The sequence below is a fragment of the Dankookia sp. GCM10030260 genome, from assembly GCF_042666655.1.
GTDB lineage: Bacteria > Pseudomonadota > Alphaproteobacteria > Acetobacterales > Acetobacteraceae > Paracraurococcus.
This window is the reverse complement of record NZ_JBHTDE010000001.1, coordinates 1,036,323-1,059,949: the sequence shown is the minus strand read 5'-3', so window position 1 is coordinate 1,059,949 and position 23,627 is coordinate 1,036,323. Positions and strand designations below refer to the sequence as shown.

The following is a 23,627-nucleotide window of genomic DNA, read 5'->3' as shown; positions in this document are numbered from 1 at the left end:
GTCATCTGTGCGCAACGACGATAATCCGCGTAACGGACCTGCACCAGCCACCGTCGGCCTGCCGACGCCTTGCCACCCCCGCCCCCGGGAGGCAGCCTGCGCCCCCTGAATCGGGAAGGAGCGTCCCCATGGATCTCGGATTGAAGGGCCGCCGCGCCCTGGTGATGGGTGGAACCAAGGGCCTCGGCCGGTCGATCGCCGATGCGCTGGCGGCCGAGGGCGCCAGCCTCGTCATCAGCGGCCGCGACCAGGGCCGGCTGGACCAGGCCGCGGCCGAGCTGAAGGCGGCCGGTGCCGCCACGGCCGCCGGCGTGGTGGCCGACGTCGCCAGCAGCGCCGACATGGACCGGCTGGCCGAGGCCGCGGTCAAGGCGATGGGCGGGGTCGACATCCTGGTGCTGAACCATGGCGGCCCGCCGCCCTGCACCGCATCGCAGATCACCGAGCCGGCCTTGCTGGAGTGGTTCCAGCACATCGTCGTCTCGCCGATCCGCATCACCAACGCGCTGCTGCCGGCGATGCGGGAACGCGGCTGGGGCCGCGTCATCGTGGTCGGCAGCACCGGCATGCAGCACCCGATCCCGACGCTGGCGCTGTCCAACACGCTGCGCGCCTCGATCTGGGGCTGGCTGAAGACGCTGAGCGGCGAGGTGGCGAAGGACGGGGTGACGATGAACGTGCTCGCCCCCGGCACCATCCTGACCGACCGGGTGACCTCGACCACCACCACGCGGGCGAAGCAGATGAATGTCAGCTTCGAGGATGCGCTGGCCAAGGCGGCGGAGGAGATCCCGGCCGGCCGGCTCGGCGCGCCGTCCGACTACGGGCCGATGGGCGCCTTCCTGGCGAGCGAGAAGGGTGCCTACATCACCGGCAGCATGATCCGGGTGGATGGCGGGCGCGTGCGCGGGATGGTCTGAAGGAAGCTCGGGGGAGACGGTAGTCTCCCCCGGACCCCACATCTATTTCTGGGAGTCGGCGCCTGCCGCGCGGCGGGTGCCGCCCCCCCGACCTTCCGGCATGCGGTTCGCTAGGACACCGACGACGCAGGAGCCCTCGATGCTGCCCAACCTCACCCCCGATGTCGCCCTTGCCGAGCAACTGTTTGCCGCGTTGCGCGCGCGCAGCTTCGACGGCGTCGGCATCACCCGGGAGGCCTACGGCCCGGGCGAGCGCATGGCGCATGCGCTGCTGGCCGAGGCGGGGGACGCGCTGGGGCTGGAGAGGACGGTCGATCCGGTCGGCAACCTGTACCTGACCCTGCCGGGCGCGGACCGGACGGCGAAGCGGGTGATCCTCGGCAGCCATCTCGACAGCGTGCAGCAGGGCGGCAACTACGACGGCGCCGCTGGCGTGCTGGCCGGGCTGGCCGCGGTCGCCGGCATGAAGCGGGCCGGCTTCACGCCCGCGCGCGACATCACCGTGATGGCGATCCGCGCCGAGGAGGCCGGCGCCTGGTTCCCCACCAGCTACCCCGGCAGCCGCGGCGCGCTGGGGATCATGAAGCCCGAGGAACTGGCCGTGCAGCGGCTCGACAGTGGGCGGTCGCTGGCCGATCACATGCGGGAGGAAGGCTTCGATCCCGGCTTCATCGAGGCGGGCAAGCGGGCGATCGGGCCCGACGGCGTCGCCGCCTTCCTCGAAGTCCATATCGAGCAGGGGCCGGTGCTGGATGCGGAGGGCATCCCCGTCGGCATCATCACCGGCATCCCCGGCAGCCGCCGTCTGCGCGCCGGGCGGGTGATCGGCGAATGGAACCACTCCGGCGCCACGCCCAGAAAATACCGCCGCGACGCGGCGATCGCGCTGGCCGACCTGGCGGTGGCGATGGACGAGGCCTGGTGCCGGCTGGAAGCCCGCGGCCACCGCATGGTCTGCACCTTCTGCGTGCTGGCGACCGGCCCCGAGGCCGGCTTCACCAAGATCCCCGGCGAGGCGCATTTCCAGCTCGATGTCCGCAGCGTCAACCTGCATTCCTGCGACGCGCTGTTCGAGGTGCTCTACGACAAGGTCGCCGAGATCGAGGCGCGGCGCGGGGTGACGTTCGAGCTGGGCCTGGAGGCCGGCAGCCGCGCCAGCCCGATGGATGCCGGCGTGCAGGCCGGGCTGGTCCGCGCGGCGGAGGCGCTGGGAACGAAATACCTGACCATGGCCTCCGGCGGCGGGCATGACGCGGCGGCCTTCGCCCAGGCCGGGGTGCCGGCGGGGATGCTGTTCGTGCGCAACCAGAACGGCAGCCACAACCCACACGAGGCGATGCGGATGGAGGATTTTGCGGTGGCGTGTTCGGTGGCGCAGCGCTTCGCGGCGGAGTATGGCGCGTGACGGCAAAGCTTGCGGTCGATATCGGCGGCACCTTCACCGACCTCGCCATCGAACGCGGCGCCGAGCGCTGGACCGCCAAGGTGCTGACCACGCCGGCGGCGCCCGAGCAGGGCGTGCTGGAAGGCGTGGCCCAGGTGCTGGCCAAGGCCGGCATGGCGCCGTCGGACATCATCCTCGTCATACACGGCACCACGCTGGCGACCAATGCGGTCATCGAGCGCAAGGGGGCCAGGACCGCGTTGCTGACGACCGAAGGCTTCCGCGACGTCCTCGCGCTGGGCAACGAGTCCCGCTTCGACCAGTACGACCTGAACATCGAGCTGCCGCAGCCTTTGGTGCCGCGCCGCTGGCGGCTGCCGGTGACCGAGCGGCTGGACAACACGGGCCGCGTCCTGCTGCCGCTGGATGAGGCCGCGGTCGAGGCCCACGTCGCCTTCATGCGGGCGGAGGGGATCGAGGCGGTCGCCATCGGCTTCCTGCATGCCTTCGTGAACCCCGAGCACGAGCGCCAGGCCGCCGCCATCGTCCGGCGGCTCTGGCCGGAGGTGCCGATCTCGCTCTCCTCCGAGGTCTCGCCGGAGATGCGGGAATGGGAGCGCTTCAGCACTACCGTCGCCAATGCCTATGTGCAGCCGAGGATGGCCAGCTATCTCGGCCGGCTGGAGGTCGGGCTGCGCGCGGCGGGGCTCGGCTGCCCGCTCTTCATGATGCTGTCGGGCGGCGGGCTGACGACGCTCGAGACCGCGGCGCGCTTCCCGATCCGGCTGGTCGAGAGCGGCCCGGCGGGCGGCGCGATCTTCTCGGCGCATGTGGCGAAGCAGCGCGGCCTCGACCGCGTGCTGTCCTTCGACATGGGCGGCACCACGGCCAAGGTCTGCCTGATCGACGACTACCAGCCGCAGGCCAGCCGCACCTTCGAGGTCGCGCGCGTCGGCCGCTTCAAGAAGGGCTCCGGCCTGCCGCTGCGGATCCCGGTGATCGAGATGGTGGAGATCGGCGCCGGCGGCGGCTCGATCGCCGCGGTGGACAGCCTCGGTCGCATCACGGTGGGACCCGAGAGCGCCGGCGCCGATCCGGGCCCGGCCTGCTACGGCCGCGGCGGCATGAAGCCGGCGGTGACGGACGCCAACCTGGTGCTCGGCCGCTACGACCCGGTGGCCTTCGCCGGCGGGTCGCTGCGGCTCTACCCGGAAGCCTCGCGCGACGCGCTGGCGGCCGAGGTGGGCGGCAGGCTCGGCCTGTCGGCCGAGATGGCCGCGCTCGGCGTGGTCGAGATGGTGGACGAGAACATGTCCAACGCCGCCCGTGTCCATGCCATAGAAAGCGGCAAGGGCTTCGCCGGGCGCAGCATCATCGCCTTCGGCGGCGGCGGGCCGGTGCATGGCTACCGCGTCGCGGAGAAGATCGGGGTGAAGCGGCTGCTGGTGCCGAGCGGCGCCGGCGTCGGCAGCGCCATCGGCTTCCTGCGCGCGCCGGTGGCCTATGAGGTGGTGCGGAGCCTCTACCAGCGCTTCGGATCCTTCGACGTGGATGCGGTGAACGCGCTGCTGGCCGGCATGGCGGCGGAAGCCGCGTCCGTCGTCGCCAAGGGCGCCTTCGAGGCGGAGACCAAGGAGAGCCGCATCGCCTACATGCGCTATGTCGGCCAGGGGCATGAGATCTCCGTCCCGCTGCCGCCGCGCGCCATGACGGCGGAGGACGTGCGGACGGTGCGCGCGCTCTACGACCAGGAATACACCCGCTTCTACGACCGCCCGGTGCCGGGCAGCGATGTCGAGATCCTCAGCTTCGCGGTGACGGTGGCGACGATCGTCGAGCCGGTGGAGCCCGCCGCGGCGGCGCACGCCGCCCCTGCCCCGGCGCCGATCCGGACGCAGCCGGTGCGGGACACGGTGACCGGCGAAATGGCGGATTGGCCGGTGTTCGACCGCGCCGCGATGGCGCCGGGCGCGGTGGTGCCCGGCCCCTGCATCGTGGCGGAGGCGGAGACGAGCACGCTGGTCGGGCCGGGGTGGTCCTGCGCGATGGACAGCCTCGGCTATCTCGACCTGACGCAGGAGAGCGCGTGATGCAGGAGACCAGCGTGAAAGAGACTGGGGCCCTCGCCAAGATCCAGCGCCAGATCCAGTGGAACCGCCTGATCGCGGTGGTCGAGGAACAGGCGCAGACCATGATCCGCACCGCCTTCAGCACCACGGTGCGCGAGGCGGGCGACCTCTCCGCCGGCATCTTCGATTTGCAGGGCCGCATGCTGGCCCAGGCCGTCACCGGCACGCCGGGCCACGTCAATTCCATGATGGAATCGGTCGGCCACTTCCTGGCCAAGTTCCCCGCCGAGGCCATGCAGCCGGGCGACCACTACATCACCAACGACCCCTGGCTCGGCACCGGCCACCTGCACGACCTCACCGTCGTCACCCCGGCCTTCAGGCGCGGGAAGATCGTCGGCCTCTTCGCCAATACCGCCCATATCATCGATATCGGCGGGCTCGGCATGGGGCCGGAGGGACGCAGCGTCTTCGAGGAAGGCCTCTACATCCCCATCGTCAAATGCTTCGACCGCGGCGTGCCGAACGAGACCTTCTTCGACTTCCTCCGCGCCGGCAGCCGCACGCCGGTCGAGCTGGAAGGCGACGTCTACAGCCTGTGCGCCTGCAACGACGCCGGCGCCAAGCGGCTGGTCGAGATGCTCGACGAATTCGACATGGACAGCCTCGACCCGCTCGCCGGCTTCATCTTCGACAGCTCGCTCGCCGCGACGCTGGAGGAGATCCGCAAGCTGCCGCGCGGCACCTTCGCGGGCTCGATCAAGTCGGACGGCTACGAGTTCGAGGTGACGCTGAACGCCTCCATGACCATCGCCGAGGACCGCATCACGGTGGATTATGCCGGCACCTCCGGCCTGTCGACGCGCGGCATCAACGTGCCCCCCGCCTATTGCCGCGCCTACTCCTGCTTCGGCATCAAGTGCGTCGTCGCCCCCGAGATCCCGAACAACTGGGCCAGCCTCAGCCCCTTCCACATGGTCATCCCGGAAGGCTGCATCCTCAACGCGCCGCGGCCCTACCCGGTCTCGGTGCGCCACGTGGTGGGCCAACTGCTGCCCGACCTGATGATGGGCTGCCTGCACCAGGCGGTGCCGGACCGCGTGAATGCCGAGGGCTCCTCGGCGCTGTGGAACCCGCCCTTGCGCGGCGGCAGCCAGGTTTCCGGCCAGGCCGCCGAGACCGAGGATTTCGAGATCATCACCTTCAACTCGGGCGGCACCGGCGCGCGGCCGACCAAGGATGGGCTGGACGGGATCGCCTTCCCCTCCGGCGTCCGGACCATGCCGGTCGAGGCCACCGAGAACGTCGCCCCCGTCATCTTCTGGCAGAAGCAGCTCCGCCCCGACAGCGCCGGGCCCGGCCGCACCCGCGGCGGCTTCGGCCAGGTGATGGAGATCGGCGCCAAGGGCGATGCCGAATTCGCCGTCAACGCCATCTTCGACCGCGTCGCCAATCCGCCGAAGGGCCGCGAGGGCGGCGGCGACGGCACCGCCGGCTGGGTCGGGCTGAACGACGCCAACGGCACGCCGCTGCGCACCAAGGGCTTCCAGGTGATCCCGAAGGGCCGCAGGTTGCTGTTGAAGCTGCCGGGCGGCGGTGGCATGGGCGACCCGAAGGCGAGGGATCCGGACCGGGTGCGGCGCGACGTTGCAGACGGGCTGATCACGAAGCAGGCGGCGCGGGAGATCTACGGCGTCGAATGCTGACGACCGCGCGGCAGGCGGCGGTGGCGCCTGGCGATTCGGGCACGCATCGTCGGGTGTTCGATGCCGCCCGCATCTGGCCGGCGGCGCCGTGGCTCGATCGGACGAGGCCCTGGAAGACCATGCCGCCCGCCTGGACCGTCACCGTCCGAGCGCTTGGCTGACGCCGCCCCTGGCGCCATCCCGGCTGGCGGGACATGATCGTGGTTCATTCCTGCCCGGCGGACTCCCGAACCCATGGCCCTTCGCTGCGACCTCATCATCCGCGACGCCACCCTGTTCGACGGCACCGGCGGGCCGCGCCGGGTTGGCGATGTCGGCGTCAGCGGCGACCGCATCGTCGCGGTCGGCGACCTCGGCGGCGCGAGCGCCGACCGCGAGGTCATCGCCACCGGCCGGGCGCTCGCGCCGGGCTTCATCGATGCCCACACCCATGACGACCGCGCCGTGCTGTCGGGCTGCGAGTGCCTGCGCTGCAAGTCGTCGCAGGGCGTCGCCACCGTGGTGGTGGGCAATTGCGGCGTGTCGCTGGCGCCGCTGACCCAGGTGAAGGGCCGCCGGCCGCCGCCGCCGCTCGACCTGGTGGGTGATTCCGGCTTCTCCTTCGACAGCTTCGCCGAATACGCCGACGCGGTCCGCCGCACCCCGGCGGCGGTGAACACCTATGCCATCATCGGCCACCAGACGCTGCGCTACCGCGTCATGGGCGACGACCTCTACCGGCCGGCGAAGGACGCCGAGATCGCGCGGATGCGCCAGCTTGTCGCGGAAGCCCTGGCGGAGGGCGCCTCGGGCTTCTCGACCGGCCTCTACTACAAGCCCAACATGCATGCGACGACCGAGGAGGTGATCGCCGTCGCCGAGCCGCTGCGCGCCGCGGGCGGCATGTACTTCACCCATATGCGCGACGAGGCGGACCAGGTCTGCGCCTCGATCGAGGAGACGCTGAAGATCGGCAAGCGGGTCGGCGTGCCGGTCTGGATCAGCCACCACAAATGCTCGATGCCGGAGAATTACGGGCGGTCCGTGCAGACGCTCGCGCTGCTCGAGGCCAGCGCCTCGCTGCAGGAGGTCGCCTACGACATGTACCCCTATCCGGCCGGGTCCACCGTGCTGATGCCCGACCGGCTGCGCGACGACGTCCGGGTCATCATCACCTGGTCGATCCCGCATCCGGAATTCGCCGGCAAGGACTTGGCCGACGTCGCCCGCGGCTGGAACATGGACCAGCGCGCCGCCGCCGAGAAGCTGCTGCCGGCCGGCGCCATCACCTTCCAGATGGACGAGGAGGACGTGCGGCGGATCATGGCGCATCCGATGAGCGTCATCGGCTCCGACGGCATCCCGCACGACGCCCATCCGCACCCTAGGCTCTGGGGCACCTTCCCGCGCGTGCTCGGCCTTTACTCCCGCCAGCTCGGGTTGCTGTCCATGGAGCAGGCGATCCACAAGATGACCGGCCGCACCGCGCAGCTGTTCGGCATGGTGGACCGTGGCGTGCTGCGCCCCGGCGCCTATGCCGACCTGGTGCTGTTCGACCCGCACAAGGTCCTGGATCGCGCCACCTTCGAGGACCCGAAGCAGGAGAGCGACGGCATCGAGGAGGTCTGGACCAACGGCGTGCCGGTCTTCCGCGGCGCCGGCGGCCTGACCGGCGAGGCGCCCGGCCGGCTGATCCGTCGCAACCGGGACTGAAGGAAAACGCCGGGGAGGAAGTATCCTCCCGTTGGACGCGGTGCGTCCAACCCTTCTCCGTTTCTTGGGGTCGAGACCCGCCGCGCGGCGGGTGCCGGACCCACTAAAAGGAAGGGGGGGGGTTGGGGAGGGAATGCTCTTCCCTTCCCAACCCTCCTTTCCCCTGAAGGATCGAGATGGCACGCCAGGAGGAGGACACCGGCCCGGTCCGCGGCCCGCTGATGCAGCGGGGCACGCTCTCGCGCGGTGCCATCGCCGGCGGCATCGTCCTGCTGCTGCTGGGCGGCCTCGCCTGGATGCGCGCCGACGACCGGCCCGACTCGCCGCTCGACCACTACCGGCGCATGGGGCTGACCGCGGGGCCGCTCGCCTTGCAGCGCGACCTGCTGGCGGAGTTCCCGCCCGGCACCGACCCCTCCCCGGTGGTCCGCCGGCTGGAGGGCCTCGGCTTCACCTGCAGGCCCGCCGAGGCGCGCTGGTCCTGCCTGCGGGTGGAACGCGGCGAGGGCCGCAGCGTCTGGCAGGCCGAGGTGGCGCTCGGCCTTAAGGACGGCGCGCTGGACGGGCTGGAGGCACGCTTCGCCGAGGAGATCCGCTGACCCCTCGGGTTTGCAAGCGGCTGCGGCTGCGGTAGTCCGGTCCCAGGGAAAACGACCGGGACACGCAATGCCGACCGCCGCAGAACGCATCGTCGAATTCCTCGCGGCCCAGGGGGTCGACCGCGCCTTCTGCGTGCCGGGCGAGAGCTACATCGCCCTGCTCGACGCGCTGCATGCGCACAACACGCTCGACCTGGTCACCTGCCGCAGCGAGGGCGGCGCCGGCTTCATGGCGGTGGCCGATGCCAAGCTGACAGGGTTGCCCGGCGTCGTGCTGGTCTCCCGTGGCCCCGGCGCCTGCAATGCCAGCATCGCGGTGCATACCGCCGAACAGGACGCCACGCCGCTGATCCTGCTGGTCGGGCAGGTGGAGAAGCGCGACCTCCGCCGCAACGCCTTCCAGGAGATCGACTACGCCAACATGTTCCGCGGCGTGGCGAAGTGGGTGGGCGAGTTGACCGACCCGGACCAGGCACCGGAATTCATCGCCCGCGCCTTTGCGCAGGCGATGGGCGGCGTGCCCGGCCCGGTCGTCCTCTCGCTGCCCGAGGACGTGCTGGCGATGGAGTGCCGCGCGCCCCTCATGCCGGCCACCCTGCCCGCCCCCGTGCCGCCGGCACCGGCCGACGCGGCCCGCCTCGCCGCTTTGCTGCGCGGCGCGGAACGGCCGATCCTGCTGGCCGGCCACGGCTTCGAATCGCCCACCGGCCGCGCCGCGCTGTTGGACTTCGCCGAGGCCTGGGACCTGCCGGTCGCCGTCTCCTTTCGCCGCCAGGACCTGTTCCCCAACCAACACCCGCTCTATGCCGGCGACCTCGGCCTGCGGAACCCCGATGCCCAGCGCGCCGCCTTCGCCGAGGCCGACCTGGTGCTGGCCCTCGGCACGAGGCTGACCGACATCACGACGCAAGGCTGGACCTGGCCGGCGGCCGGGCAGCGGCTGGTGCATGTCTGCGCCGACCCGCGCTTCCTCGGCTGGCTCTTCCCGGCCGAGCTCGCCATCGCCGCCGATGCACAGGCGACCATTGCCGCACTGGCTGCCGAGCCGCCCGCCGCCCCACCCTGCCGCGCCGCCTGGAACGCAAGGCTGCGTGACCTGCATGTCTCAGACTGCCAGGTGGTGCCGCGCCGCTTCGAGGATGGCGTCGCTTTCGCCGAGGTCGCCAAGCTGATCGAGCGCATCGCCCCGCCCGACGTCATCGTCACCCTGGATGCCGGCACCTTCGGCGCGCCCTTCTACCGCAAGGCCGCCTGGACCCCGCCGCAGCGCCTGCTGGTGCCGGTCTCCGGCGCCATGGGCTTCGGCGTGCCGGCCGGTGTGGCGGCGGCGCTGCGGCTTCCGGACCGCACGGTCATCGCGCTGGTCGGCGACGGCGGCGCACTGATGACCGGCGGGGAATATGCGGTGGCCGTCGCCCGCGGCGTGCCGCTCAAGCTCGTCTTGTCCGACAACGGCAGCTACGCCTCGATCCGCATCCACCAGGAGAAGGCGCATCCGGGCCGGGTCTCGGGGACCTCGCTGATCAACCCGGACTTCGCCCAGTGGTGCGCGGCCTTCCGGGTGCCGGTGACGGTGATCGACGGCAAGGACGATTTCCCGGCGCTGGAGGCGGCGCTGCAGGCGCCGGGAGCGGCGGCGATCGTGGTGCGGACCTCGCTGCAGGCCGTGCTGCCGGGGGCGAGAGCGACCGAGTGATCGCAGCCGACGCCGGCGCGGACCAGGCACGGCCGTGTGGGCGGCACCCCGGCTGCGACTCGACCTTGCAATTGCGAATGACTCTCAATATCAAACGGTACCTGCCTCTTCGGGAGTCCCACCGTGTCGCGCTGCGCCTGCCCCACCTTCCTCCTCGGTGCGCTGTCCCTCGGCCTCGCCGGCGCCTTGGCCAGCCCCGCAACCGCGCAGCAGGGCGCGGCGGAAGGCGCGATCCGGTTGCCCGAGATCGATGTCGCCGGCCGCCCGCCGCTCGGCGTCGCCGAACCCACCCGCGGCTTCGTGGCGACCGAGGCCATTGCCGGCACCAAGGGCGCGACCCCGCTCCTCGAAGTGCCGCAATCCGTCTCGGTCGTGCCGCGCAGCGCCATCGACGCATTGCAGGCGCAGACGCTGGGAGAGGCGATCCGCTACCAGTCGGGGCTGCGGGGTGAATCCTACGGTCCGGACCCGCGCGCCGACTTCCTGCTGCTGCGCGGCTTCGACGCGGTGGACAACAGCATCTACCTCGACGGGCTGCGCTACAGCACCGGCTTCGCCGCCGGATCGCTCGAGACCTATGGGCTCGACCGCTTCGAGATCGTCCGCGGTCCGGCCTCGGTCCTCTATGGCCAGATCCAGCCCGGCGGCCTGGTGAACCAGGTTTCCCGCCGGCCGACCCTGACGCCGCAGGGCGAGGTGCGCCTCTCGGCCGGCGATTTCGGCCGTGCCCAGGCGGCCGGCACCAGCAGCGGGCCGCTCGACCGCAATGGCGTCTGGTCCTACAGCCTGACCGCGCTTGGGCGGATCGCCGACAGCCAGGTCGACAAGGTGGGCAACGACCGCGTCTTCGTCGCGCCGGCGTTGACCTGGCGGCCGGACAACGACACGCGGCTGACCGTCCACGCCTACTACCAGCGGGACCGCACCCAAGGTGCGCAATTCCTGCCCTATCGCGGCACCGTCACCGAAACCGCCTTCGGCCGCATCCCGACGCGCCGCTTCGTCGGCGAGCCTGGCTTCGACAAGTACGACATCACCCAGTGGGGCGTCGGCAGCGAGTTCGAGCGCCGGCTCGGCGAGGCCGTGACCGTCCGGCAGAACCTCCGCTGGGCACATTCCGGCATCAACTGGCGGCAAACGGTCGGCACCGGGCTGCTGGACGACGACCGGACGCTGTCGCGCATCAGCTACGTCACCAACCCCGATGTGGACCGCTTCCAGGTCGACAACCAGGCAGAGGTCCGCTTCGCCACCGGCCCGCTTGGGCACAAGCTTCTGGCCGGCTTCGACTATTCCACGGTGCGGATCGCCAATCCGCAGGCCTTCGGCGCCGCGCCTGGCCTCGATGTCTTCAGCCCGGCCTACGGCTCGCCCGTGCCGCTCCCGTCGCCGAGCCTCAACACGCGGCAGAACACCGCGCAATACGGGCTCTATGCGCAGGACCAGATCCGGCTCGGCGAGCGCCTGGTGCTGACCGCCGGCGTCCGCAACGACTGGGTGGACAGCGACACGCTCGACCGCATCGGCGGCACCACCCAGCGGCAGCGCGACACGGCGGCGACGGCGCGGGTCGGGCTGGTCTATCTCGCCCCCGGCGGCCTGGCGCCCTATGCGAGCTGGTCCACCTCCTTCCTGCCCACACCGGGCACCGACGCCGCCGGGCAGGCCTTCCGGCCCCGCTCGGGCGAGCAGTTCGAGGTCGGGGTCAAGTACCAGCCACCGGGCGGCGAGAGCTTCGTCCAGGCCTCCGCCTTCCAGATCACCCAGACCGACAGCCTGACCACCGACCCGAACAACCCGCTGTTCCAGGTCCAGACCGGCGAGATCCGGGTGCGCGGGCTTGAGCTGGAAGGCGTCGGCCGCCTCGCCCGCGGCCTCAGCCTGATCAGTTCCTTCACCTACCTGGACCCCACCATCACCAAGGGCGCGGCGGAGGAGGTCGGCAACCGGCCGGCCGGCGTCCCGGCCTATGGCGCCGGGCTCTATGCCGACCAGAGCTTCGACGAGGCCTGGGGCCGCCTCGCCGGGCTTGGCCTCGGCGCCGGCATCCGCTTCCTAGGCAACAGCACCACCGGCAACGCGGCGCACAACGTGGTGCCCTCGGTCACGCTGGTGGATGCCGCACTGCGCTACGACCTCGGCCGCCTCGGCCGTGAGTTCGACGGCACGCAGGTGGCGGTGACGGCCAACAACCTGTTCGACACCACCTATGTCTCGCGCTGCACCAGCGACACCGCCTGCTTCTATGGCAACCGGCGGACGGTGCTGGCCAGCCTGGTGAAGCGCTGGTGACGCTGCGCGGATGGGCGCGGCTGCATAGCTGGTCGAGCCTGGCCTGCACGCTGTTCCTGCTGCTGCTCTGCCTCACCGGCCTGCCGCTGATCTTCCACCATGAGATCGGCCACCTGACGGGGGCGGAGATCGAGGCGCCGCCGCTGCCGCCGGGAACCCCCATGGCCGACCTAGACCGCGTCGTCGCCGCCGCCCGCGCTGCCCGGCCCGGCGAAGTGGTGCATTACCTGATCTGGGAAGATGACCCCGCCATCCTGCGGCTGAGCATGGCGCCCGCACCGGACTCGTCGCCCGAGGCGCTGACGACCGTGCTCGTCGACGCGCGCAGCGCTGCGGTGCTCGGCGAGCCGCGCGACCGCGAGGGGTTCCTCTACTGGATGCTGCGGCTGCACACCGACATCTTCGCCGGCATCCCCGGCAAGCTGTTTCTCGGCGCGATGGGCCTGCTGTTCGTGCTTGCGACCGTCTCCGGCGCGGTGCTGTACGCCCCCTTCGCGCGGCACGGCGACTTCGGCGCGGTGCGGGCCGGGCGCAGCGCGCGGCTCCGCTGGCTCGACCTGCACAACATCCTCGGCGTGGTGACGCTGAGCTGGGTGCTGGTGGTCGGCGCGACGGGCGTGGTGAACACGCTCGCCGAGCAGGTGCTGGCGGTCTGGCGGGCCGACCAGCTGGCGGCGATGACGGCGCCCTGGCGTGGCCAGCCGCCGGTCGGGGCGCCGGGGTCGGTCCAGGCCGCGGTCGCGGCGGCGCGGGAGGCGGCGCCGGGCATGGACATCTTCTTCGTCGCCTGGCCGCAGACCATGTTCTCCGGCCCGCACCACTATGCGGTCTTCCTGCGCGGCGACACCCCGCTGACGCATCGCGTGCTGACGCCGGCGCTGGTCGATGCGGCGAGCGGCGCGCTGACGGATATCCGGCCGATGCCCTGGTACGTCCAGGCGCTGCTGCTGTCCCAGCCGCTGCATTTCGGCGACTACGGCGGGCTGCCGCTGAAGCTGGCCTGGGCGGTGCTGGACCTGGTGACGATCGTGGTGCTCGGCAGCGGGGTCTGGCTGTGGTGGCGGCGGCGGCGGGGCAGCGCGGCATGAGGCGCGGCTGGCCGATCCCCGCCGCGCTCGCCGCGGTCTCCGCCGCCGGGTTGCTCGCCGGGCTGGTGGGCGACGGGGCCTGGGACGCGATGGCGAGCCTCGGGCTGGTCCTGCCCCTGGCCGTGGCCTGGTGGGGGGGACGCCGGCGGGCCTGACGCGCCGGACGGTTCCCCGCGCGCCGTCAGTGGGTCGTTGCCGGCACCTTCGGCTTGGCCATCCCCAGCGCCGCCTTCGCCTTCTCCCGCGCCGTCTGGAACACGACATACAGCATCGGGATCATGAAGATGCCGATGGTCGATGCCGCCAGCATGCCCCAGAAGACCGGCGTGCCCACCGCGCGCCGGCTGATCTCGGACGCGCCGCTCGCCACCACCAGCGGATAGAGGCCAAGGATGAAGGCGAAGCTGGTCATCATCACCGCGCGGAAGCGCAATTTGGCGCCGAGCGTCGCCGCCTCGACGATCGATTTGCCGTGCTCCCGCTGCTCCTTGGCGAATTCGATGATCAGGATGCCGTTCTTCGCCGCCAGCGCGATCAGCACCACGATTCCCACCTGGGCATAGAGGTCGAGCGCCAGCCCCGACGCCCCGATCGAGGCCATCGCCCCCAGCACGCCGACCGCGACGGACAGCAGCACCGGCACCGGGATGGTCCAGCTTTCGTACAGGCCAACCAGGAAGAGGAAGGCGAACAGGATGGCCAGCGCCAGGATGATGGCGGTCTGCCCCTCGGCCGCCTTCTCCTGGAAGGCGGTGCCGGTCCATTCGAAGTTGTAGCCCTGCGGCAGGGTGTCGCGGGCGACGCGCTCCATCGCCGCCAAGGCCTCGCCGCTGCTGCGGCCCGCGGCGGGTTCGCCGTTGATCGTCAGGCTGTGGACGTTGTTGTAGCGGACGATGCTCTGCGGCCCGTACTCGATCCGCGCGTCGGCCACCGCCCGCACCGGCACCATGGAGCCGTCCTTGGCCCGCAGGTGCACGCGGTAGATGTCGGTGATGGCGGCGCGGTCCTGCTGCTCCGCCATCACGTTCACCTTCCAGCTGCGGCCGAACAGGTTGAAGTCGTTCACATAGGCGCCGCCGAGCGTCGCCTGCATCGCGCCGAACAGGTCGCCGATGGACACCCCGAGTACCTGCGCCTTGTCGCGGTCCACCTCAAGGAAGACCGAGGGCGTATTGGCCGCAAAGGTCGAGAAGACGCGCGACAGCGCGGGGTCCTGGTTCGCCGCCAGCACCAGCGCCCGCATCACCGCGGCCATCTCGGCCGGGGTCTGGCCCTCCAGGTTCTGCAACTGGAACTCGAAGCCGCCGCCGGTGCCGAGCCCCATGATCGGCGGCGGCGCGAAGGGGATGACCTGCGCCGGCACCCCGGCCGTCGCCCGGATCACCTCGGCCAGCAGGCCGGACACCTTGGCCTCCGGCGCGGTGCGTTCGCCGAAGCTCTTCAGGGTGACGATGAAGAAGGCGTTGTTCGACTGCGCCAGGCCCGACAGCATCGAATAGCCGGCAACGGTCGAGACATGCTCGACCCCGGGCAGCCCCTCGATCGCCGCCTCGACCTGCCTCGCCACCTCCCGCGTGCGGTTGAGCGAGGCGCCTTCGGGCAGCTTGGCCTCGACGAAGAAGGCGCCCTGGTCCTCCTGCGGCAGGAAGCCGCCCGGCGTCCTGCCGCCGACCCAGACGATGCCGGCCGTGATGACCCCGAGCAGCACAAGGCTGAGCACCGAGACGCGCACCAGCCGGGCGACGATGGCGCCGTAGCCGTCCCTCACCCGGTCGATCCCGGCCGAGATCCTGCCCATGATGCCGCGCTTCGGGCCGTGATGCCCCTTCAGCAGGATGGCGCAGAGCGCCGGCGACAGGGTCAGCGCATTGACCGCCGAGAACAGCATCGAGACGCTGACGGTTACCGCGAACTGCCGGAACAGCTCGCCCGAGATGCCGGGGATGAAGGCCAGCGGCACGAAGACGGACAGCAGAACCAGGGTGATGGCGATGATCGGCGCGGTGATCGTCTCCATCGCCTGCTTGGTGGCATCCGGCACCGAGAGCCCGGGATGGGCCTCCATCGTCGCCTCGACGGCTTCGACCACCACGATGGCGTCGTCCACCACGATGCCGATCGCCAGCACCATCGCCAGCAGGGAGATGGTGTTGGCCGAATAGCCCATCGCCAGCAGCACGATGAAGGTGCCGATCAGGCTGACCGGCACCGCGACCAGCGGGATCAGCGTGGCGCGCAGGTTGCCGAGGAAGATGAAGACGACCAGCACCACCAGGATGAAGGCCTCGACCAGGGTATGGATCACCGATTCGATCGTCAGCTTGACGAATTCGGTGGTGTCGTAGGTGACCTGGTAGGACAGGCCGGCGGGGAAGCGCGCGGACAGCCCCTGCATCACCTTGTCGACCGCGCTGGCCACGCCGACCGCATTCGCCCCCGGCGCCAGGTAGACCGGCACCAGCACGGCATCCGCGCCGTCCTGCCGCGTCTGCACATCCTGGTTGTAGGCGCCGAGCTCTATGCGCGCCACGTCACGCACCCGCAGCACGCTGCCGTCCGGGTTGGCGCGGATCAGGATGCGGCCGAACTCCTCCGCCTCCACCAGCCGGCCGGTGGTGCGGATGTTGAGCTGGTAGGAGGTGTCGTCGCTGATCGGCTGGGCGCCGATCCGGCCGATCGGCGCCACCTTGTTCTGCGCCTGGATGGCGCCGATGACGTCGGCCGGCGTCAGGCCGAGCCCGGTCATGCGATCGGTCTGGAAGGAGATCCGCATCGCATAGTCGAGCGGGCCGAACATGGTGGCATCGCCCACGCCCGGCACCCGGCGCAGCGCATCCAGGATGTTGATGGTGACGTAGTTGCTGATGAACAGCGGATCCTGCTGGCCGGCGTTCGACTGCACCGCGATCACCTGCAGCAGCGCCGCCGACTTCTTCCTGACCGAAAGCCCCTGCCGCTGCACCTCGTCCGGCAGCAGGGCGAGCGCCAGCTGCACCCGGTTGTTGACGTTGGTGGTGTTCTGGTCCGGGTCGGTGCCGACGGCGAAGGAGACGCTCAGCGTATAGCTGCCGTCGTTGCCGCTGGTGCTTTTCATGTACAGCATCTTGTCGACGCCGTTGACCTGGCTCTCGATCGGCTGGGCGACCGTCGCCTCGACGATCTCGGCGGAGGCGCCAGGGAAGCGCGCCGTCACCTGCACCTGCGGCGGGACGATGTCGGGGAACTGCGCCACCGGGATCTGCAGCAGGGACACCAGCCCGGCGATGACGGTGACGATGGCGATGACCAGCGCCAGCCGCGGCCGGTCGACGAAGAGCTTCGACATGGCGGCTCAGCCCGCCCGCGCCTGGCCGAGCATGGGCGGCGCCGGCCTCGGCGCCACCACCGCGCCGGGCCGGGCACGCTGGCCGCCCTCGGTGATCACCCGCGCGCCCACCGCGAGGCCCTCCTCGACCACCTGCTGCCCGGTCGGGCCGCGGCCCAGCTTCACCCGCTTCTGCTCGACCTTGTTGCCCTCGCCCACCACCAGCAGAAAGGCGCCGGCCTGGTCGACCTGCACCGCCGATTGCGGGATCAGGATGGCCTGTTTCGGCGCCTCGGCCTCCACCACCACGCCGACGAACTGGCCGTCCGACAGCAGCGCCTGCGGGTTCGGGAACAGGGCCTGGACCAGCACGCTGTCGGTCGCCTTGTCGGTCTGCACGTCGAGGAAGTTGACCTTCCCCACCTGGTCGAAGACCGTGCCGTCCGACAGCTTCAGCCGGACCTGGATCTGCTCGACCGCCTTGTCCGCGGCCTTGCGGCGGAATTCCAGGATCTGCCGCTGCGTCACCGGGAAGGTCACCCGCATCTGGTCCTGCCGCACCACCGATGTCAGCACCCCGCTGTCCGGCCCCACCACGTTGCCCGGCGTCAGCGTGGCGCGGCCGATGCGGCCGGCGATCGGCGAGACGATCTGGGTGTAGCCGAGCTGGATCTGCGCCCGCTGCAGCTCCGCCTGGGCGCCGGACAGCGCGGCCGCGGCGGTCTGCTGCTCGGCGATCCGCTGGTCGAGCGTCGATTGCGGGATGGCGTTGGTGCGGATCAGCTCCCGCCCGCGGGCCACCTGCAGCTCGGCATTGTGCAACTCGGCCTTCGCCCGGTCGATCGCCGCCTGCTTGAGCGCCACCTCGGCCTGGAAGGGCTCGGGCTCGATCTGGAAGATCATGTCGTCGGCGGCGACCACCTGGCCTTCGACGAAGGTCCGCTCGCGCAGGAAGCCGGTGACCCGGGCGCGGATGTCGACGCGTTCCAGCGCCTCCACCCGGCCGACGAATTCCATCCCCTGGGTCACCGGCTGCTCGGCCGCGGTCACCACCAGCACCGCGGGCGGCGGCGCGGCGGCGCCGGCTGGGGCCGGCTTCTTCTCGTCGCAGCCGGCAGCCGCCAGCACGAGCAGGCTCGCCAGGACAAGGCGGAGAACGGACATCGGCGGCTCCAGCCCGGCCTGTTTGGCCGGCACAACGACAAGGGTTCCCGTCACCCTAGCGCGAGGCGAAGGAGTTTGTCACAGCTGCGGAACCGGTGGTGCTTGCGGGACGGTGCGAGCCCCCCTCAGGCCAGCAACGCGGCGGGCTGCGGGCGAAGGCGGCGAGGAAGCCGGCCTCGTCTGCCCGGGGCGGGGGCCAGTCCTGGCCGCTCGCCCGCCACCGGGTCGGCGGCCTGGACCAGCCGGCTGTTCACCGCGTAGACCCCGTGCAGCACGGTGATCACCCGGCCGCCGCCGCGTGCCAGGTCCTTCTGCAGCATGAAGGCGCCAGAGGCCGCGTTCAACGCGAACGCGAACGCGACCGCGACCTCGACCAATGCGGCACGCCGGCCAGGGCGCCGCGCAGCAGCCGCGCCAGGCGCCGTCACCAGCAGCCGGGCCGCGGCTGCACCACCAGCGGCAACCTATCAAGCAGGCCGCGCAGCGCGTGGTCGGTGGCGAGCGCCACCAAGCCGGCCGGGCGCTGGAACAGGTCCACCACCGCGGCGACCGCGCCGCAGCCGCCATGGCCCGGCACCACCGCGGCGCGCAGCGGCAGGCGGTTGGTGGCATAGCGCAGGCTGCCCAGCACGTCCTGCCCCAGCACCTTGCCGGCGACGCGGACCACGAAGAGGTCGTTCGGCCCTTCGCCGAGGATCAGCTCGGCCGGCACCCTTGCGTCGGCGCAGCCGAGCAGCGCGGCATAGGGCCTCTGGGCCGGCGCGCCGCCGTCGCCCAGCAGCCCGATACCGCGGGCATCGAGGGGAATCATGAGCCGCTGGCCGCCTTCCGGGGCTTCCAGCGCCGCGAGCAGGGCGGCGGCGCCCTCGGCCGGCAGGGGGCGGCCGGCGCCGGGGACGGCCTGGGAGCGATAGACGATCCCGACGGCCGCCATGATCCCCTGCCCCGTGCTACGGGCGTCATCCTGCGGCAGCGGGCCGGATGCGGCCAGCGCCCGCCTTGCCACCCCGCGATGCCGGTCCTAATCCGGCGGGACGGAGGAGAATCCCATGGACCAGCAGCAGCTCGCGACCGATCCGCATGCCGAGATCCGGGAGGAGGTGGCCAAGCTCTGCGGGCGCTTCCCCGGCGAATACTGGCGCCGGGTCGACCGCGACCGCGCCTACCCCACCGAATTCGTCCAGGCCTTGACGGAAGGCGGCTGGCTCGGCGCGCTGATCCCCGAGGAATACGGCGGCGCCGGCCTGCCGCTCTCGGCCGCGGCGGCGATCCTGGAAGAGATCCACCGCTCGGGCGGCAATGCCGGCGCCTGCCACGCGCAGATGTACATCATGGGCGCGGTGCTGAAGCATGGCAGTGCGGAGCAGAAGAAGCGCTACCTCCCCGGCATCGCCTCCGGCGCGCTGCGGCTGCAGGCCTTCGGCGTCACCGAGCCGACCAGCGGCACCGACACCACCGCGCTGCGCACCGTGGCGAAGCGCGACGGCGACCGCTACATCGTCAACGGCCAGAAGATCTGGACCAGCCGGGCCGAGCATTCCGACCTGATGCTGCTGCTGGCCCGCACCACGCCGCGCGGCGAGGTCACCAAGAAGACCGACGGGCTGTCCACCTTCATCGTCGACATGAAGGCGGCCCTCGGCAACGGCCTGACCATCCGGCCGATCCGCACCATGATGAACCACAACACCACCGAGGTCTTCTTCGACAACATGGTGGTGCCGGCGGAGAACCTGGTCGGGCTGGAGGGCAAGGGCTTTCGCTACATCCTCGACGGGATGAATGCGGAGCGGCTGCTGATCTCGTCCGAGTCCATCGGCGACGCCAAGTGGTTCATCCAGAAGGCCGTGGACTACAGCAAGGAACGCGTGCTGTTCGGCCGGCCGATCGGGCAGAACCAGGGCGTCCAGTTCCCGATCGCCAAGGCCTATGCGCAGATGCGCGCGGCGGAAGCGGTGGTGAAGCTGGGACTGGCGAAGTTCGAGGCCGGCCTGCCCTGCGGCGAGGAAGCCAACATGGGCAAGATGCTGGCCGCAGACGCCGCCTGGGCCGCCGGCGAGGCCTGCATCCAGACCTTCGGCGGCTTCGGCTTCGCGGAAGAGTACGACATCGAGCGCAAATACCGCGAGGCGCGGCTGTACCAGGTGGCGCCGATCAGCACCAACCTGATCCTCTCCTATATCGGCGAGCACGTGTTGGGGATGCCGCGGAGCTACTGAGCCTCGTGTCCCGCCGGCGCCTCCACCGGCGCCGGTACCCGGGCGACAGCAGGACATCTTCTGCGGCCATGCCGGCCTCGTGCGCATGCCCGGGCGGGCACCGCGCAACGGGCCGCCATGATCCGAAGCCCCGGTTGCCCGGCCTGACGGAGACGACCCTTCGCTACCGCAGCAGCACGAGGCTGACCGCCAGGACGGCCATGCCGCCGAGCATGCCGTAGGTCGCCTCGTGCCCGCTGGCATAGCGCTTGGCCGCGGGCAGCAGCTCGTCCAGCGAGAGGAAGACCATGATGCCGGCGATGGCGCCGAAGAGCAGCCCGATCACGGTCGGGGTCAGGATCGGCGCCAGGACGAGGTAGCCGAGCACCGCGCCCACCGGCTCCGCCAGCCCTGCGACGACGGTGGCCATCGTCGCCTTCCAGCGGCTGCCCGTGGCGTAGAAGACCGGCACGGCGATGGAAATCCCTTCCGGGATGTTGTGCAGCGCGATGGCGAAGGCCAGCGTGCTGCCCAGGACCGGGTCGTCCAAGGTGGCGAAGAAGGTCGCCATCCCCTCCGGCAGGTTGTGTGCGGTGATCGCGGCGGCGGCGAGCAGCCCGACCCGGCGGAGCTCGGTCTTCTCCGCCGCCGCGGCGGCCGCGACATCCGCATGCGGGTTCGGCACCAGCCGGTCCAGCCCGATCACCGCCAGCACGCCGGCGAAGAAGGCGAGCGTGGCCAGGCCATGGCCCCAGCGCAGGCCATGCTCCATGACCAGGGCACCGGCCGACTTGCCGAGGATCTCGACGAGCGAGACATAGACCATGGCGCCGCCGGCGAAGGCGAGCGCGATCGCCAGCAGGCGCGGATCGGCGCGGTCCGCCCGCAGCACGGCGAGGCTGCCGAGGATGGTGGAGAGCCCCGCGAGCACGGTCACGCCGAGCGCGAGCAGGGCGGCTTCGGTGAACAGGCCGGACATGGCGGGTCGGGGTTCCTCCGGCGGCGATCGGCAGCGCCCGGCGCCGCCGGGCATCCTTAGGGACGGGAGCGCCAGGAAGGCTGGCACCGGGCCGAAGTCAAGCCCGGTGCGGACGGATCCGGCCGGTCCCGAGCCGCCTCGACGCGCGGCGAAGGCTCGGCCAGAGTGCGCCCCATGACCGGATCGAAGCCCCTCCAGGGCCTGCTCGTCGTCTCGATGGAACAGGCCGTCGCCGCGCCCTATTGCGCCTCCCGCCTCGCCGATGCCGGGGCGCGGGTCATCAAGATCGAACGCGCCGAGGGCGACTTCGCCCGCGCCTACGATGCGGTGGCCAAGGGGCAATCCAGCTACTTCGTCTGGCTGAACCGCGGCAAGGAGAGCCTCTGCCTCGACATCAAGGCGCCGGAGGACAAGGCGCTGCTCGAACGACTGCTGGAGAAGGCCGATGTCTTCATCCAGAACCTCGCCCCCGGCGCCATGGCGCGGGCCGGCTTCGGTAGCGCCAAGCTGCGGGAGAAACACCCGCGGCTGATCACCCTCGACATCTCCGGCTATGGCGAGGAGGGCGAATATGCCTCGATGAAGGCCTACGACCTGCTGGTGCAGGCGGAGACCGGCCTCGCCCATGTCACCGGCCGCGCGGAGGGCCCGGGCCGGGTCGGCGTCTCGGCCTGCGACATCGCCTGCGGCATGAACAGCTACACCGCGGTGCTGGAAGCGCTGATCGAGCGCGGCATCACCGGCCGGGGCAAGGGCATCGCCGTCAGCCTGTTCGACGGCATGGCGGACTGGATGTCGGTGCCGCTGCTGCAATACGAGGGTACGGGCAAGAACCCGCCGCGCATCGGCCTGGCGCATCCCTCCATCTGCCCTTACGGCGCCTTCGAGACCAAGGACGGCCAGTCGGTCCTCATTGCCATCCAGAACGAGCGGGAATGGGCCAGCTTCTGCGCCCATTTCATGGAGGAGGCCGGGCTGCCGCAGCGCGAGGGCTTCCGCAGCAACAACGAGCGCGTCGCCAACCGCCCCATGGTGGATGCCCATATCGCCGCGGTCTTCGCCGGGCTGACCCGGGCGGAGTGCGCCGCCAAGCTCCGCCGGGCCAATACCGCCTATGGATTCGTCAACGACTGCGAGGGGCTGCGCACCCATCCGGCGCTGCGCCGGGTGGTGGTGGAGACGCCGAACGGGCCGGTGGCGATCGGCGCGCCGCCGGCGGTGCTGTCGGACGGGCCAAGGGTGTTGGGGCCGGTGCCGAGCATCGGGCAGCATTCGGCGGCGATCCGGGCGGAATTCGGCGGGTAGGAAGGGCTGGGAAGCGAAACGTATCCCCTCCCTTCCCTTTTGTGGGTCTGGCACCCGCCGCGCGGCGAATGCCAACCCACAAAAATAGAGGCGGGTCCAGGGAGGATACCTCCTCCCTGGCCTTTTCTTACCTTCTCGCGGCGAGCGGCGGCGCCTCCGCCACTTCCAACAGCCCACGGCGCCCTGCGGCGCTCGGGCGCAGGACCGGTGTCCCCATCATCAGCAGCGGCTGGCCCGCCCCGCGACGCGGGCTGCCCTGGGTCGCCATGGCGACGATCTGGAAGCCGTTGGTACCGATCGGTTTGGACGACACCACCTTGCCATCGGCCCAGGCGGCGATCATCGCCTCGCGCCGCTGCTCCTCGGCCAGCCGCACCGCCATCGCCGGCCAGGCGGCCATGACCTGCTGGCGATAGGGCTCGCCGCGCTCGGGCGTCGCCGAATGATAGTTCGCCGCGGCTTTCTCCCAGCTGCCGGCCTGGGCCTGCAACCGCCTGAGGAAGCCCCCGGCATAGCGGGCATTGGCCAGCGGGTCGAAGGCGGCGGCCAAGTCAGGGAAGGCGTCCGGGTGGTACTTCAGGTTCACCTGCAGGCAGCCGACATCGATCACCGTCACGCCGCGGGCCCGCAGCGCCTCGACCGCGGCGATCGCCTCGGCCTTTGTTGCGAAGTAGCGGCCCTGCCCCTCGGCATTGATGGTCCAGGGCCAGGCGGCGACGTTGCGGCCGCTGGCATCGGGGCGGCCGGATTCGACCTTGCCGATCGCGTGCAGCAGGCCGGTGGGCACCTTGTGCTCGCGTTCGGCCGCCTGGATCGCCGGGCGGCAGAGCTGGCCGGGGTCCGGCGGCGCCGGGGCCGGCCGCTCCGCCCGCGCCGCCGGGACGGCACAGGCCATGGCCAGACACGCCACGGCTGGGGCGAGGAAGGCGGCACGAAGCATGCGGTGGTCTCCAGAAGGACGGCGCGAGCCGCACCCGCTAATCACGTCGAGGATGGAAGGGTTGCCATCGGGAGCGGTCATCGATGCGGGAGGGCGATGAATTATGGTGCAGCGCAAAATTTCCCTTGTCAGACGCCGGGGCGGCACCTAACTTGTGCATCGCAGCAACACGGCGTTGCCGGGTTGCCTGCTTTCTTGGACGTTTCCTCCCTAAACTCGGCGGTGCCTCTGGCACCGCCTTTTTTTTGCACGCTTCGCGGCCAAGCGGTGTCACCGACCGGTGAGGTCAGT

The 23,627-nt window shown here is 71.1% G+C and carries 19 protein-coding genes; 13 read left to right on the top strand and 6 right to left on the bottom strand.

Annotated elements, in window-relative coordinates:
- Nucleotides 1-128 precede the first annotated feature (128 nt).
- The 11 genes from ACFQS7_RS05065 (at nt 129) to ACFQS7_RS05015 (ending at nt 13,601) form a co-directional block, all read left to right on the top strand.
- A complete protein-coding gene (locus tag ACFQS7_RS05065; RefSeq protein ID WP_380065929.1) occupies nt 129-920 on the top strand; it encodes an SDR family oxidoreductase in 792 nt (263 codons plus the stop codon).
- A gap of 139 nt (nt 921-1,059) precedes the next feature.
- Nucleotides 1,060-2,325 carry a hydantoinase/carbamoylase family amidase gene (locus ACFQS7_RS05060; RefSeq protein WP_380065928.1) on the top strand — a complete coding sequence of 422 codons (1,266 nt, stop codon included), beginning with the start codon at nt 1,060-1,062 and terminating at the stop codon, nt 2,323-2,325.
- Nucleotides 2,322-4,394 carry a hydantoinase/oxoprolinase family protein gene (locus tag ACFQS7_RS05055; protein WP_380065927.1) on the top strand — a complete coding sequence of 691 codons (2,073 nt, stop codon included), beginning with the start codon at nt 2,322-2,324 and terminating at the stop codon, nt 4,392-4,394. The genes ACFQS7_RS05060 and ACFQS7_RS05055 overlap by 4 nt, the downstream gene beginning before the upstream one ends.
- Nucleotides 4,394-6,079, top strand: coding sequence for a hydantoinase B/oxoprolinase family protein (locus ACFQS7_RS05050; protein WP_380065926.1), 1,686 nt, complete (start codon nt 4,394-4,396; stop codon nt 6,077-6,079). Before ACFQS7_RS05055 ends, ACFQS7_RS05050 begins: the two co-directional genes overlap by 1 nt.
- Nucleotides 6,073-6,240 carry a hypothetical protein gene (locus ACFQS7_RS05045; RefSeq protein ID WP_380065925.1) on the top strand — a complete coding sequence of 56 codons (168 nt, stop codon included), beginning with the start codon at nt 6,073-6,075 and terminating at the stop codon, nt 6,238-6,240. Before ACFQS7_RS05050 ends, ACFQS7_RS05045 begins: the two co-directional genes overlap by 7 nt.
- A 73-nt stretch (nt 6,241-6,313) precedes the next feature.
- On the top strand, nt 6,314-7,771 hold the full coding sequence (locus ACFQS7_RS05040) for an amidohydrolase family protein (RefSeq protein WP_380065924.1): 1,458 nt from the start codon (nt 6,314-6,316) through the stop codon (nt 7,769-7,771).
- A 176-nt stretch (nt 7,772-7,947) separates the two neighbouring features.
- Nucleotides 7,948-8,370 (top strand): hypothetical protein, encoded by a 423-nt coding sequence (locus ACFQS7_RS05035; RefSeq protein WP_380065923.1) that lies wholly within the window; start codon nt 7,948-7,950, stop codon nt 8,368-8,370.
- A 67-nt stretch (nt 8,371-8,437) separates the two neighbouring features.
- The gene (locus ACFQS7_RS05030; RefSeq protein WP_380065922.1) at nt 8,438-10,066 is read left to right on the top strand and encodes a thiamine pyrophosphate-binding protein; all 1,629 of its coding nucleotides are present in this window, start codon (nt 8,438-8,440) and stop codon (nt 10,064-10,066) included.
- A gap of 123 nt (nt 10,067-10,189) precedes the next feature.
- Nucleotides 10,190-12,358, top strand: a complete 2,169-nt coding sequence (locus tag ACFQS7_RS05025; RefSeq protein WP_380065921.1) for a TonB-dependent siderophore receptor — start codon at nt 10,190-10,192, stop codon at nt 12,356-12,358.
- Nucleotides 12,355-13,446, top strand: coding sequence for a PepSY-associated TM helix domain-containing protein (locus ACFQS7_RS05020; RefSeq protein WP_380065920.1), 1,092 nt, complete (start codon nt 12,355-12,357; stop codon nt 13,444-13,446). The genes ACFQS7_RS05025 and ACFQS7_RS05020 overlap by 4 nt, the downstream gene beginning before the upstream one ends.
- On the top strand, nt 13,443-13,601 hold the full coding sequence (locus ACFQS7_RS05015; RefSeq protein WP_380065919.1) for a hypothetical protein: 159 nt from the start codon (nt 13,443-13,445) through the stop codon (nt 13,599-13,601). The genes ACFQS7_RS05020 and ACFQS7_RS05015 overlap by 4 nt, the downstream gene beginning before the upstream one ends.
- A gap of 26 nt (nt 13,602-13,627) precedes the next feature.
- Here the strand turns inward: ACFQS7_RS05015 and ACFQS7_RS05010 are convergent, their stop codons facing one another.
- From ACFQS7_RS05010 to ACFQS7_RS04995, 4 genes are all read right to left on the bottom strand, one after another.
- Nucleotides 13,628-16,771, bottom strand: coding sequence for an efflux RND transporter permease subunit (locus tag ACFQS7_RS05010; RefSeq protein WP_380065918.1), 3,144 nt, complete (start codon nt 16,769-16,771; stop codon nt 13,628-13,630).
- Between the two features lie 6 nt (nt 16,772-16,777).
- On the bottom strand, nt 16,778-17,914 hold the full coding sequence (locus ACFQS7_RS05005; RefSeq protein ID WP_380065917.1) for an efflux RND transporter periplasmic adaptor subunit: 1,137 nt from the start codon (nt 17,912-17,914) through the stop codon (nt 16,778-16,780).
- 125 nt (nt 17,915-18,039) lie between these two features.
- Nucleotides 18,040-18,291: a hypothetical protein gene (locus ACFQS7_RS05000; RefSeq protein ID WP_380065916.1), complete on the bottom strand. Its 252-nt coding sequence runs from the start codon at nt 18,289-18,291 to the stop codon at nt 18,040-18,042.
- A 47-nt stretch (nt 18,292-18,338) separates the two neighbouring features.
- A complete protein-coding gene (locus ACFQS7_RS04995) occupies nt 18,339-18,848 on the bottom strand; it encodes a carbonic anhydrase (RefSeq protein ID WP_380065915.1) in 510 nt (169 codons plus the stop codon).
- A gap of 115 nt (nt 18,849-18,963) precedes the next feature.
- On the opposite strand from ACFQS7_RS04995, the gene ACFQS7_RS04990 reads away from it, so the two are divergent.
- Nucleotides 18,964-20,133, top strand: a complete 1,170-nt coding sequence (locus ACFQS7_RS04990; protein WP_380065914.1) for an acyl-CoA dehydrogenase family protein — start codon at nt 18,964-18,966, stop codon at nt 20,131-20,133.
- A 163-nt stretch (nt 20,134-20,296) separates the two neighbouring features.
- Here ACFQS7_RS04990 and zupT read toward each other — a convergent pair whose 3' ends face one another.
- Nucleotides 20,297-21,091 carry a zinc transporter ZupT gene (gene zupT, locus ACFQS7_RS04985; protein ID WP_380065913.1) on the bottom strand — a complete coding sequence of 265 codons (795 nt, stop codon included), beginning with the start codon at nt 21,089-21,091 and terminating at the stop codon, nt 20,297-20,299.
- 174 nt (nt 21,092-21,265) lie between these two features.
- On the opposite strand from zupT, the gene ACFQS7_RS04980 reads away from it, so the two are divergent.
- The gene (locus ACFQS7_RS04980) at nt 21,266-22,396 is read left to right on the top strand and encodes a CaiB/BaiF CoA transferase family protein (RefSeq protein ID WP_380065912.1); all 1,131 of its coding nucleotides are present in this window, start codon (nt 21,266-21,268) and stop codon (nt 22,394-22,396) included.
- Between the two features lie 127 nt (nt 22,397-22,523).
- On the opposite strand, the gene ACFQS7_RS04975 is transcribed toward ACFQS7_RS04980, so the two are convergent.
- Nucleotides 22,524-23,336 carry a lytic transglycosylase domain-containing protein gene (locus ACFQS7_RS04975; protein WP_380065911.1) on the bottom strand — a complete coding sequence of 271 codons (813 nt, stop codon included), beginning with the start codon at nt 23,334-23,336 and terminating at the stop codon, nt 22,524-22,526.
- Between the last annotated feature and the right edge of the window lie 291 nt (nt 23,337-23,627).